General features: G+C 66.4%; 12 protein-coding genes and 1 tRNA gene. 8 read left to right on the top strand and 5 right to left on the bottom strand.

Features of this window, described 5'->3' with window-relative positions; all coding sequences use genetic code 11:
• Positions 1-28 precede the first annotated feature (28 nt).
• The 5 genes from accC (at position 29) to purH (ending at position 5,653) form a co-directional block, all read left to right on the top strand.
• Positions 29-1,378: an acetyl-CoA carboxylase biotin carboxylase subunit gene (gene accC / locus ACJ7IV_RS05740; RefSeq protein ID WP_161432751.1), complete on the top strand. Its 1,350-nt coding sequence runs from the start codon at positions 29-31 to the stop codon at positions 1,376-1,378.
• A gap of 229 nt (positions 1,379-1,607) precedes the next feature.
• Positions 1,608-2,522, top strand: a complete 915-nt coding sequence (gene prmA / locus ACJ7IV_RS05735; protein ID WP_483866164.1) for a 50S ribosomal protein L11 methyltransferase — start codon at positions 1,608-1,610, stop codon at positions 2,520-2,522.
• Between the two features lie 77 nt (positions 2,523-2,599).
• Positions 2,600-3,661, top strand: a complete 1,062-nt coding sequence (gene dusB, locus ACJ7IV_RS05730) for a tRNA dihydrouridine synthase DusB (RefSeq protein WP_483866163.1) — start codon at positions 2,600-2,602, stop codon at positions 3,659-3,661.
• Positions 3,658-3,978: a DNA-binding transcriptional regulator Fis gene (fis, locus tag ACJ7IV_RS05725; RefSeq protein ID WP_161432749.1), complete on the top strand. Its 321-nt coding sequence runs from the start codon at positions 3,658-3,660 to the stop codon at positions 3,976-3,978. Before dusB ends, fis begins: the two co-directional genes overlap by 4 nt.
• Positions 3,979-4,072: 94 nt before the next feature.
• Positions 4,073-5,653 (top strand): bifunctional phosphoribosylaminoimidazolecarboxamide formyltransferase/IMP cyclohydrolase, encoded by a 1,581-nt coding sequence (purH, locus tag ACJ7IV_RS05720; protein ID WP_483866162.1) that lies wholly within the window; start codon positions 4,073-4,075, stop codon positions 5,651-5,653.
• 157 nt (positions 5,654-5,810) lie between these two features.
• On the opposite strand, the gene ACJ7IV_RS05715 is transcribed toward purH, so the two are convergent.
• The 3 genes from ACJ7IV_RS05715 to folE all read right to left on the bottom strand — a co-directional run bounded on the left by ACJ7IV_RS05715 (position 5,811) and on the right by folE (position 8,396).
• The gene (locus ACJ7IV_RS05715) at positions 5,811-7,268 is read right to left on the bottom strand and encodes an NAD-dependent succinate-semialdehyde dehydrogenase (protein ID WP_483866161.1); all 1,458 of its coding nucleotides are present in this window, start codon (positions 7,266-7,268) and stop codon (positions 5,811-5,813) included.
• A 124-nt stretch (positions 7,269-7,392) separates the two neighbouring features.
• Positions 7,393-7,794 carry a dihydroneopterin triphosphate 2'-epimerase gene (folX, locus tag ACJ7IV_RS05710; RefSeq protein WP_205743548.1) on the bottom strand — a complete coding sequence of 134 codons (402 nt, stop codon included), beginning with the start codon at positions 7,792-7,794 and terminating at the stop codon, positions 7,393-7,395.
• A 44-nt stretch (positions 7,795-7,838) separates the two neighbouring features.
• Entirely contained in the window at positions 7,839-8,396 is a 558-nt protein-coding gene (gene folE, locus ACJ7IV_RS05705; protein ID WP_213312506.1) for a GTP cyclohydrolase I FolE, read from the bottom strand.
• A 261-nt stretch (positions 8,397-8,657) separates the two neighbouring features.
• Between folE and ACJ7IV_RS05700 the strand changes: the two genes are divergently transcribed.
• Complete coding sequence (locus tag ACJ7IV_RS05700; protein WP_483866160.1) at positions 8,658-9,200, top strand: hypothetical protein; 543 nt, start codon at positions 8,658-8,660, stop codon at positions 9,198-9,200.
• A gap of 54 nt (positions 9,201-9,254) precedes the next feature.
• Here the strand turns inward: ACJ7IV_RS05700 and ACJ7IV_RS05695 are convergent, their stop codons facing one another.
• Positions 9,255-10,241, bottom strand: a complete 987-nt coding sequence (locus ACJ7IV_RS05695; protein ID WP_483866159.1) for a serine/threonine protein kinase — start codon at positions 10,239-10,241, stop codon at positions 9,255-9,257.
• Positions 10,242-10,282: 41 nt separating this feature from the next.
• Positions 10,283-10,999: a double zinc ribbon domain-containing protein gene (locus ACJ7IV_RS05690; protein WP_483866158.1), complete on the bottom strand. Its 717-nt coding sequence runs from the start codon at positions 10,997-10,999 to the stop codon at positions 10,283-10,285.
• 69 nt (positions 11,000-11,068) lie between these two features.
• On the opposite strand from ACJ7IV_RS05690, the gene bioB reads away from it, so the two are divergent.
• The gene (gene bioB, locus ACJ7IV_RS05685; protein ID WP_483866157.1) at positions 11,069-12,193 is read left to right on the top strand and encodes a biotin synthase BioB; all 1,125 of its coding nucleotides are present in this window, start codon (positions 11,069-11,071) and stop codon (positions 12,191-12,193) included.
• A gap of 82 nt (positions 12,194-12,275) precedes the next feature.
• Positions 12,276-12,360: transfer RNA gene (locus tag ACJ7IV_RS05680), tRNA-Leu, on the top strand.
• Positions 12,361-12,368 lie beyond the last annotated feature (8 nt).

Here is a 12,368-nt window from a genome sequence, read left to right as displayed (position 1 = left end):
TCATTCACCCGATACTGGCGGACCCATCATGCTGGACAAGGTTCTTATCGCCAACCGCGGCGAGATCGCCCTGCGCATCCTGCGCGCCTGCAAGGAACTGGGCATCAGGACAGTGGCGGTCCACTCCAAGGCCGACCGCGAGCTGATGCACGTGCGCCTGGCCGACGAGGCCGTATGCATCGGGCCGGCCCCTTCGGCCCAGTCCTACCTCAACATCCCGGCGCTGATCAGTGCCGCCGAAGTCACCGACAGCAGCGCCATCCACCCCGGCTACGGCTTTCTCTCCGAGAACGCCAACTTCGCCGAGCAGGTGGAGCGCTCCGGCTTCACCTTCATCGGGCCCAAGGCCGAGACCATCCGCCTGATGGGCGACAAGGTCAGCGCCATCGAGTCGATGAAGAAGGCCGGCGTACCCACGGTGCCGGGCTCCGACGGCCCGCTGCCCGAAGGGGAAGGTGAGGAAGCCGAGATCCTGGCCACGGCACGCCGCATCGGCTACCCGGTGATCATCAAGGCCGCCGCCGGCGGCGGCGGGCGCGGCATGCGCGTGGTGCACACCGAGGCGCACCTGCTCTCCGCGGTCAACGTGACCCGCACTGAGGCCCACACCTCCTTCGGCGACGGCACCGTCTACATGGAGAAGTTCCTTGAGAATCCGCGCCACGTGGAGGTGCAGGTACTCGCCGACGGCCAGGGCAATGCCATCCATCTCTATGACCGCGACTGCTCGCTACAGCGCCGCCATCAAAAGGTGATCGAGGAGGCCCCCGCGCCGATGCTCGATCCCGAGGCCCGCGCCGAAGTGCTCGAGGCGTGTCGCCAGGCCTGCATCACCATCGGCTATCGCGGCGCCGGCACCTTCGAGTTCCTCTACGAGGATGGCCAGTTCTTCTTCATCGAGATGAACACCCGCGTGCAGGTAGAGCACCCGGTGACCGAGATGGTCACCGGCGTGGATATCGTCCGGGAGCAGCTGCGCATCGCCTCCGGTCTGCCGCTCTCCATCCGCCAGGAGGATGTGGAGCTCAGCGGCCACGCCTTCGAGTGCCGCATCAATGCCGAGGATCCGCGCACCTTCATGCCCTCTCCGGGCAAGGTCAGCCTCTATCACCCGCCGGGCGGCCTGGGCGTGCGCATGGACTCCCACCTCTACACCGGCTACACCGTGCCGCCCCACTACGACTCGCTGATCGGCAAGCTGATCACTTGGGGTGCCGACCGTGAGACGGCGCTGACCCGCATGCGGGTCGCCCTGGACGAGCTGCTGGTGGAGGGCATCAAGACCAACACCGACCTGCACAAGGATCTGGTGCGTGACGGCTACTTCCGGCAGGGTGGCGTCAATATCCACTATCTGGAGAAGAAGCTGGGGCTGTAACTCTTTGATCCTCAGCCACTTCAACCCCGAGTGCCACATAGCTCGGGGCTGATCCGGCGGCAGGCTTGTTCGGGGGCGCTGTGACCCCCTCCTTGGGCGCTACCGACGCCATCCCTGGCGTAGCCCCCCCTCCAAGTCTGCCCCCGGCGCCCCTAGCCAAGCCATTTTTCCAGGCCGCATCGACACCGCCGTGCGGCCTTTTTATTTCTGAGCCACCACGGGAACCTTTATGCCCTGGCTTCAACTCAAGGCCCATATCGCCCCGGAGCAGGCCGAGACCCTCGAGGAGCTGCTGCTCGCCGAGGGGGCCACCGCCATCACCCTTCAGGACGCCCATGACGACCCGGTATTCGAGCCCGAGCGCGGTAGCACTCCGTTGTGGCACGAGACGGTACTCACCGGGCTCTACGACGACCTAGAGGGGGTCGATGCCATGCTCGAACGGGTGCATCAGGCCTGGGCTGCCGAGCAGCCCGAGGAGCCCTGCCCCGAGATCGAGGTCGAGCTGCTCGCCGACCGCGACTGGGAGCGCGAGTGGATGGATGACTTCACGCCGCTGCAGATGGGTGAACGGCTGTGGATCGTGCCCAGCTGGCACGAGCCCCCGGAACCGGGCGCGGTCAACCTGCACCTGGATCCGGGTCTCGCCTTCGGTACCGGCACCCACCCCACCACCGCACTCTGCCTGGCCTGGCTCGACGGCCTGGCGATAAGCGAGGCCCTCGACGGCCAGGCGATCCTCGACATAGGCACCGGGTCGGGAATACTCGCCATCGCCGCCCTCAAGCTCGGGGCCGCCAGCGCGACGGGCACCGATATCGACCCCCAGGCGCTCACCGCGAGCCGCGACAACGCCGAACGCAACGAGGTCGCCGAGGACGCACTGCGCCTCTGCTACCCGGAGCAGCTCGACGACGGCGAGGCCTTTCCGGTCGTGGTGGCCAACATTCTCGCCGGGCCGCTGGTCGAGATGGCGCCGATGATCGCCGGACACATCGCCCCCGGCGGACGCCTGGCGCTCTCCGGCATCCTCGCGGCCCAGGCCGAGGAGGTACTCCAGGCCTATCGTGAACAGGGCCTGCGCATGGACGAGCCGGTCACCCGCGAGGGTTGGGTCCGTCTCACCGGTCGTCGCCCGAGCTAGCCACGCCCGACTGCCACTTCACCCTGTCCGGCGGGGGGCGTATGATATGCCCCCTCTTGCCGCCACTGCCCCGAGCCATGTCCGACTCCAGCCAGCCATTGCCCCGCATCGGTGACCATACCCTGCCCAACCGGGCCATCCTGGCGCCGATGGCCGGTGTCACCGATCGCCCCTTCCGGCAGCTGTGTCGCCGCCTGGGTGCCGGGCTGGTGGTTGGCGAGATGGTCACCTCGGATCCCAACCTGTGGCACACCCGCAAGTCGCGGCTGCGCATGGACCACCGCGGCGAGCCCGGGCCGCGCAGCGTGCAGATTGCTGGGGGCGACGCTGCGATGCTGGCCGAGGCCGCCCGCCTCAACGCCGACCAGGGCGCCGAGATCATCGACATCAACATGGGCTGCCCGGCCAAGAAGGTCTGCAACAAGGCGGCCGGCTCCGCGCTGCTGCGCGACGAGGCGCTGGTGGCCGAGATCCTCGAGGCGGTGGTGGCAGCAGTCGACGTGCCGGTGACCCTGAAGATCCGCACCGGCTGGTGCGCCGAGAGCAACAATGGCCTGCGCGTGGCACGCCTGGCCGAAGACGCCGGCATCCAGGCCCTGGCGGTGCACGGTCGTCACCGCCAGCAGCGCTACGCCGGACGCGCCGAGTACGACACCATCGCCGCCATCAAGGCGGCGGTGAAGATTCCGGTGTTCGCCAACGGCGATATCGACTCACCCGAGAAGGCCGCCGAGGTCCTCGACTATACTGGAGCGGATGCGGTGATGGTCGGGCGTGGCGCCCAGGGCAATCCCTGGATCTTCCGCGAGATCAACCACTATCTGCGCCATGGCGAACCCCTGTTGCCGCCGAGTGACGGCGAGCGTGCCGGCGTGCTGCGCGACCACCTGGACTCGCTCCACGATTTCTACGGTGACTTCATGGGCGTGCGTATCGCACGCAAGCACGTCGGCTGGTACCTGGCCGGCGACGATCGCTTCCATGAGGCCCAGCGGCGCGAGCTGAGGGGGTGCTTCAACCGCCTCGAGAGCACTGCCGACCAGCACCGTTTCATCGATGACCTCTTTGGTCATGCCCATTCGTCGGCCACCGCGCCTGACGAGTCGGGTGCGACCGCGAAAGGAACACGAGCCGCATGAACAGCCAAGCCCTTCCATCCGACCCAGAGCTTTCGACAGGCCGCCAACTGGACGATGCCACGCCTGATCTCTCAGTGCAGGAAGGTGGCCAGCAGCCGCTTCGCGAAGCGGTGGACCTCTCCATGCGCCGCTACTTTGCCCATCTCGATGGCGGTGAAGTCACCGGGCTCTACGCCATGGTAATGGCCGAGGTCGAGGCCCCGCTGCTCGCCTCGGTGCTCGAGCATACCCAGGGCAACCAGACCCGCGCCGCCGAGATGCTCGGCCTCAATCGCGGCACCCTGCGCAAGAAGCTCAAGCAGTATGATCTGATCTGATCCCATTCAAGAGGGGAGCCTACGGGCTCCCCTCGGCGCGTCGCCCGACCCGCCACCACCCTTTCCCTCGCCCAGCCGTCAAGAGAGTATCCCCATGGCCCAAACCTCCCCCACCCCGGTTCGCCGCGCCCTGATCAGCGTCTCCGACAAGACAGGCATCGTCGACTTCGCCCGCGGGCTAAGCGAGCGGGGCGTCGAACTGCTCTCTACCGGTGGCACCTTTCGCCTGCTCAAGGAGAACGGCATCGCGGTGACCGAGGTCTCCGAGCACACCGGCTTCCCGGAGATCATGGACGGCCGGGTCAAGACCCTGCACCCGAAGATCCACGGCGGCATCCTGGGACGCCGCGGCCAGGACGACGCGGTGATGGCCGAGCACGATATCGCGCCCATCGACATGGTGGTGGTCAACCTCTACCCCTTCGCCCAGACCGTGGCGAAGCCTGACTGCACCCTCGAGGATGCCATCGAGAACATCGATATCGGCGGCCCCACCATGGTGCGCGCCTGCGCCAAGAACCACGCCCACACCACCATCGTGGTGGATGCCGGCGACTACGCCCGGGTGCTGGGCGAGATCGCCGCCCAGGACGGCGCCGTGTCTGACGCCACCCGCTTCGACCTGGCGGTAAAGGCCTTCGAGCACACCGCCGGCTATGACGCCGCTATTGCCGACTACCTCGGCCAGCGGGTCCCCGGCGGCGAGGACGGCTTCCCGCGCACCTACAACCTGCAGTTCGAGAAGAAGCAGGCCATGCGCTACGGCGAGAACCCGCACCAGAGCGCCGCCTTCTACGTGGAGGCCGATGCCAGCGAGCCCAGCGTGGCCACCGCCGTACAGCTCAACGGCAAGGCGCTCTCCTTCAACAATGTCGCCGACACCGATGCCGCCTTCGAGTGCGTCAAGGCGTTCACCGATACCGCCTGCGTGATCGTCAAGCACGCCAACCCCTGCGGCGTGGCAGTGGGCGCCAGCGCGCTGGAGGCCTACGACAAGGCCTTCGCCACCGACCCCACCAGCGCCTTCGGCGGCATCATCGCCTTCAACGTGCCACTGGATGCCGAGACCGCCCGCGCCATCATCGACCGCCAGTTCGTGGAGGTGATCATCGCCCCCGGGGTGGCCCCCGAAGCCGCCGAGATCATCGCCGAGAAGCAGAACGTGCGCCTGCTCGACGTCGGCGCCCACTGGCCCGGCAGCCGTGGCCATGCCCACGACTTCAAGCGCGTCACCGGCGGGCTGCTGGTCCAGGACCGAGACCTGGGCATGGTCGGCCGCGACGAACTCACCGTGGTCAGCGAGCGAGTCCCCACCGAGCAGGAGCTGCGCGACCTCGCCTTCGCCTGGAAGGTGGCCAAGTACGTCAAGTCCAACGCCATCGTCTACGCCAAGGACGGCCAGACCATCGGCGTGGGTGCCGGCCAGATGAGCCGCGTCTACTCCGCCAAGATCGCCGGCATCAAGGCCGCCGATGAGGGTCTCTCGGTGCCGGGCTCGGTGATGGCCAGTGACGCCTTCTTCCCCTTCCGCGATGGCATCGACGCCGCCGCCGCCGCCGGCATCGCCGCGGTGATCCAGCCCGGCGGCTCCATGCGCGACCAGGAGGTGATCGACGCCGCCAACGAGGCGGGCATTGCCATGGTGTTCACCGGCATGCGCCACTTCAGGCATTAAGCGGCCAAGCGGCCAAGCGGCCAAGCGGCCAAGCGGCCAAGCGGCCAAGCGGCCAAGCGGCCAGAATGATTTTCACCCGTCCAAAAGCAGGCCCCGAAGGTTTCAGCCTTCGGGGCCTGCTTTTAACTTGGCGCTCGGCGCTTTCAGCTTGGCGCTATCAGCCCAGATCGATACAGAGGTACTTGGTCTCGAGGAACTCGTCCAGCCCCTGGTGACCGCCCTCGCGGCCGAGGCCCGATTCCTTGACCCCACCGAAGGGAGCAGCAGCGTTGGAGATCAGGCCGGTGTTGATGCCGACCATGCCGTACTCCAGGGCATCGGCGACGCGCCACACACGGCCTAGGTCACGGGAGTAGAAGTAGGCGGCGAGGCCGTACTCGGTATCGTTGGCCATCGCCACCGCGCTCTCCTCGTCATCGAAGGGGAACACCGCGGCCAGCGGGCCGAAGGTCTCCTCCCGGGCCACCTTCATCTGGTCGGTGGCGAAACTGATCAGGGTCGGCGAGAAGAAGTTACCGCCCAGCGGGTGCGGGTGGCCGCCCAGCAGCAGCTCGGCGCCGTGATTAACGGCGTCCTGGACGTGGTCGCTGACCTTGGAGACGGCGTTCTCATCGATCAACGGGCCGATGTTGATGCCCTCCTGGGTACCATCGCCCACCTTGAGTTCGCTGTTCATGGCCACGGCGAGCTTCTCGCAGAAGGCGTTGACCACGCTGGACTGCACCAGGAAACGGTTGGTGCACACACAGGTCTGGCCGGCATTGCGGAATTTCGCCGCCATGGCGCCTTCCACCGCGGCGTCCAGGTCGGCATCCTCGAAGACGATGAAGGGGGCATTCCCGCCCAGTTCCAGGGAGATCTTCTGGATATGCTGCGAGGCGTTGGCCATCAGCTCACGCCCGACCTCGGTGGAGCCGGTGAAGGTGATCTTGCGCACCAGCGGCGACTCGGTCATGGCCGCGGCGATCTCGCTGGCACGCCCGGGTACCACGTTGAACACGCCGCGCGGCACGCCGGCGCGCTCGGCCAGCAGGGCCAGGGCGGTGGCCGAGAACGGCGTCTGGCTGGCCGGCTTGCAGACGATGGTACAGCCAGCGGCCAGGGCCGCCCCGGCCTTGCGGGTGATCATGGCAGCAGGGAAGTTCCAGGGGGTGATGGCCCCGACCACACCTACCGGCTGCTTGGTCACCACGATGCGCTGATTGGCCTTGGCGGCGGGGACGGTATCACCGTAGACACGGCGTGCCTCCTCGGCGAACCAGCGCAGGAAGCTGGCCGCGTAGGCGATCTCCCCGGCGGCCTCCTTGAGCGGCTTGCCCTGCTCGAAGGTCATGATCATCGCCAGATCATCCTGGTGTTCGAGCATCAGCTCGTACCACTTCATCAGGATGTCGGCGCGCTCCAGGGCGGTCAGTCCCTTCCAGGCCGGCAGCGCGGCATGGGCGGCCTCGATGGCGCGTTCGGTCTCGGCGCGACCCAGGCGCGGCACATCACCCATGGGCTCGCCGGTGGCCGGGTTGACGACCTGGATCTGCTCGCCGCTGTCGGCGGCTACCCAACTGCCATCGATATAGGCAAAGGGGCAGTAGAGCTGCGTTTCCTTGAGGGCTTCCATCTTGTTCTCCCGCCGCATCGCGGCATTTGTCGGTTTGCCCTCATGCTAAGCGCAAAGGCCCCACCACTCCAAGCGACGCTGCACACCTTTTCGCATACCGGCATCAACGCGGCTTGCGGCTCTCTCAGCGAAGCTGACGGCTCTCGGAGAGAGTAATGGAGACCGAGTCGGCGAAGCGCAGGGCGTGGGGCTTGTCGATCTCGACCTGGGCGGTGAGCACCTGCTCGTGGGCCATGATCAGGTCGAGCACCTCGCGAGTCATGCGCTCGAGCAGCAGAAAGCGATTCTCCTCGACATGGGCGATCACCTGCTTGGTGATGGTGCGGTAGTTCAACGCCTGCTCGATATGGTTGAACGCCACCGCCTTGTCGGCGCGATAGCGGATCACCGCATTGATCACCACGTCCTGGCGGTTCTTGATCTCCTCCTCCTTGATGCCGATATGCGTGCGCAGGCGGAGGTTCTTGATGCGAATGGTCGCCAGATCATGGTCGAAGTGCTGGTCGTCGATGGCGTGCAGCGGCATGGCCGACTCTCCTGGGTAATGCACCTGAGTGGTGAGCTGGGGGCTCAGCGTCCGTTGATCAGCGTCAGGAACTCCTGGCGGGTCGACTGATTCTGGCGGAAGGCGCCGAGCATCACCGAGGAGGTCATGCTGGAGTTCTGCTTCTCGACACCGCGCATCATCATGCACAGATGGCGAGCCTCGATCACCACCGCCACGCCACGAGCACCAGTCACCTCCTGAACGGCCTCGGCGATCTGGCGGGTGAGGTTCTCCTGGATCTGCATGCGGCGGGCGAACATGTCAACGATGCGCGCGAACTTGGAGAGCCCCAGCACCTTGCCATCAGGCAGGTAGGCGATATGGCACTTGCCGATGAAGGGCAGCAGGTGGTGCTCGCACATGGAGTAGAGTTCGATGTCCTTGACCAGCACCATCTCGTCGGTCTCCGACTCGAACACAGCGCCATTGACGATCTCCTCCAGCGACTGAAGATAGCCGCGGTTCAGGAACTGCATGGCCTTGGCGGCGCGCTTGGGCGTGTCACGCAGGCCCTCCCGCTCGGGATCCTCGCCCAGCGCGAGGATGATCTGCCGGTAGTGGTTGGCGAGCTCTTCTGTCATGGGGGCCCCGTCAGGTCGTCACTGGATACCAGTTTTCATATACACTATATATACAGAATCTTAGATTTGTACAAGATACTGTCGCTCCAAGCCCATAGTCTAGCAGCCTGCCGACCCCGTTCGGCATTCCCGCGGCGCTTTCTCGCCTTGCCTCGACTCGCGACATCCTGCCGCACCCGAAAGGGGGCGGTGAGCCGATACCTCAGGCTGTGATATTATGCAGTCTTTCATGCTGTGCAGATCTTTCCGCGAGAGCCCGACATGACCAAGACACCACTGCTGCTGGGCCTCCTGCTGGCCCCCTCCCTGGCATCCGCCGCCACCCTTGAGCTCCCCGCCGATGCACGCCTGGAAGTGCAGGTGGTCGAGTCATTGAGCCTCGGCGCCGACACCCCGCGCCAGGACGACATCCTGCTGCGTCCGGTGGCCGATGGCAGCGGTAGCCACCAGGTGCCCGACTACTGCGTGATGGTCGGCGATGCACAGCTCGATGGCGAGCGCATCCGTATCACCACCTCCAGCGTCACCTGCATCGACACCGAAGGCAACGACAGCCATATCTACAGTGGCGAGATCTCCGCCGCGGCCTACGACAGCGACGGCGAGTTCGGCATCAATGCCTGTCAGGAAGGCCGCTGCGAGCTCTCCCCGGAGCACGGCTTCGAGCTCCAGTTGGCCAGTGAGCTGGCCATCGAGGAACAGGCGAACCCGTCCGAGCAGATCAATATCGAGCGCCGCCAGGCCGAGGGCGACGGCGTCGCCAACCCGATCCCCGCCGAGCAGCCCGATCCCGATACCCAGTAATCCCCCCACCGACAGCTGATCCGCGCCTCCTCGTCCAGAAGAGGTGCGGCGTCTTCATGCCAACCAGCGCGGCGCCCGCTCGAGCGCCTGACGCTGCTGCTCCAGGGTCCTGATATGGCCGTCCCAGTAACCCGCATCTGCCAGCCAGGGAAAGGCTACCGGAAAGGCCGGGTCCTCCCAGCGTGAAACCAGCCAGGCGCTGTGACGCAGCAGGCGAAGGGTACGCAGCGGCTCGGCCAGGGCCAGTTCGCGGCGGTCGAACTCGCGGTGCTGCTCGTAGCCTTCGATCACCTCCGAGAGCTGCATGTGCCGCTCCTCCGGGGCCTGCGCGGTGATCAGCATCCACAGGTCCTGCACCGCCGGGGCCATCAGGCAATCGTCGAAGTCCACCAGCGCGAAGTGTTCGTCGCGACCCAGGATATTGCCGATATGGCAGTCACCATGGACGCGTATCGCCTGCTCTGGGTCCCAGCGATATGCCGCCAGCGCTTCATGCAGCGCCGTCGTGACACGCTCATAGGCCTGGCGCTGAAGGCGACCCAGCCAGGGGCCGGCGAGCACACGCTCGCGGGCGTCGCGCACCATGCCATCCAGGTCCATGGCGCCGCGGTGCCTGAAGGGCTTCCGCTCACCCACCGCATGGACGCTGCCGATCAGCTCGCCCAGGGCAAACAGGTGGGCGGGGTTCTCCAGCTCCGGCGCCTGACCCGGCAGTTGCGGAAACAGCGCAAAGTGAAAGCCCTCGGCATACTGCAGGCTGCGCCCTTCGGCGTCGCGCCAGGGTGCTGCCACCGCCACGTCCGCCAGCGCGAGTTCGGCGAGGAAGTCATGCTCCTCCTGGATGCGCGCATCGCTCCAGCGTTCCGGGCGATAGAACTTGGCCACCCAGCGACGGCGCTCGTCATCGTGGACCAGGTAGACGCGGTTCTCGTAGCTGTTCAACGCGAAGGGCTCGCCGGGCAGCCAGAAACCCAGCGACTCGATGGCCGCCACGACCCGGGCGGGAGACAGCGTGGAGAAGGGGTGCAGATCAGCATCCATGGTCCATCCTCCAAGGAAAACCCCACTCTACCAGGCTTCGCTCATATTTCCCCCAGTGGCGTGCGTGCCACGGCCCAAGCCTCCACCTCCTCGGCTCCGGCGGCCAGACAGGCGCGAGCCAGGGCATCCAGGGTCGCCCCGGTCGTCATCACGTCGTCGAGCAGCGCCACTCGGGGCGGCAAGGCGACCTCCACCCGGAAGCCTCCACGCAGGTTGGCTCGCCGTTCGCTGCGGCTGAGCCCACGCTGACTGGGCGTATCGTGCAGGCGTCGGCCACGCAGCAGCGGCACCCCCAGTCGCCTGGCTAGTCGTGTCGCCAGCCACTCGGCCTGGTCGAAGCCACGCCCGCGGGCGCGATACGCATGCAGCGGTACCGGCACCAGTGCCTGGGGCCAGGTGCTCGCCCGCTCGCTCAGTGCCGTTTCCAGCAGCGCCAGCAGCACCGTTCCGGCCCGCGGTGAGGCCTGGAACTTGAAGCGCCGCACCAGCCAGGCGATCTCGTCGTTGTAGCGCAACGGTGCCCGAGTACGCACGAAGGCCGGTGGCCGTCGCAGGCAGGTGCCACACGTCCGGCCCCGCCACGCCTCGGGCTGCGGCTCGCCACACACGGGGCATGCGGGCAGGTTCCACGACAGCCCCTCGAAGCAGGCCTGGCACCAGGGCCGCTCGGCGAGGACCGGCGCGAGGCAGAAGGCGCATCGCCCCGGCAGGGCCCGGCGCAGCACCCTGTCAACCAGAAGATAAACACGAGTTGACATCGCCATCTCGCACCGTAAGCTATCCGTCAACTTGTTAATTCTCACAAAGTTGACCATAGGCACTTCCCCATGACTCCGACGCCGCCTTCCGGTGCAGCCGATACCCAGAACCTAGCCACCCCGGGCGAGGTGCGCCACGACTGGACCCTCGACGAGATCAAGGCGATCTTCGCGCTGCCCTTCAACGACCTGCTGTTCCAGGCCCAGCGGGTGCATCGCGCCCACTTCGACCCCAACGCCGTACAGGTCTCCACCCTGCTCTCGATCAAGACCGGCGCCTGCCCCGAGGACTGCAAGTACTGTCCGCAGTCCGGCCACTACAACACCGGCCTGGGCAGGGAGAAGCTGCTGGAGATCGAAAAGGTTGTGGAGCGGGCCCGGGCGGCCAAGGACGCCGGCGCCAGCCGCTTCTGCATGGGGGCGGCCTGGAAGAGCCCCCGCGAGCGTGACCTGGAGGTGGTGCTGGAGATGGTGCGCCGCGTCAAGGCGCTGGGGCTCGAGACCTGCATGACCCTGGGCATGGTCGATGATGACCAGGCGGGGCTCCTGGCCGAGGCCGGCCTCGATTACTACAACCACAACCTCGACACCTCACCGGAGTACTACGGCGAGATCATCACCACCCGCACCTACGCCGACCGCCTGGCGACCCTGGGCCACGTGCGCGAGGCGGGCATGAAGGTGTGTTCCGGCGGGATACTGGGCATGGGCGAGGCACCCCGCGACCGCGCCGCCCTGCTCCAGCAACTGGCACACCTCGATCCGCACCCGGAATCGGTGCCCATCAACATGCTGGTCAAGGTGCCCGGCACGCCGCTCGAGAACGCTCCCGACCTCGACCCCATCGAGTTCATCCGGGCCATCGCCGTAGCTCGCATCCTGATGCCGAAGAGCCACGTGAGACTCTCCGCCGGCCGCGAGCAGATGGATGATGCGACCCAGGCACTGGCCTTCCTGGCCGGGGCCAACTCGATCTTCTATGGCGAGCAACTGCTGACCACCGCCAACCCCCAGGCGGAGCACGACCGGGCGCTGTTCACCAGGCTCGGCCTGCATTCCGAACCAGTGGATTCCAGCATGCCTACTGGCTGCGCCGACGCTACTCGCCGGCAGGCCTCACCGGAAGTCGAGCTGGCACACCAGATCAGCGAAGCGGGCTCCGTCGATCTCGCCTATGACGCGAGCGGCAAGTGAGCATCTGCTAAAACGATCGGCTCGGACGCTGTGATGGCAATTGACTTGCCTCGGGGCGTCCGTAAAATACGACGCCTGCCGTGCGGATGTGGTGGAATTGGTAGACACGCCAGATTTAGGTTCTGGTGCCTTCGGGCGTGGGAGTTCAAGTCTCCCCATCCGCACCATTCGATTT

The sequence above is a fragment of the Halomonas sp. C10-5 genome, assembly GCF_057169305.1.
This window is presented reverse-complemented; position numbering and strand designations above follow the sequence as displayed.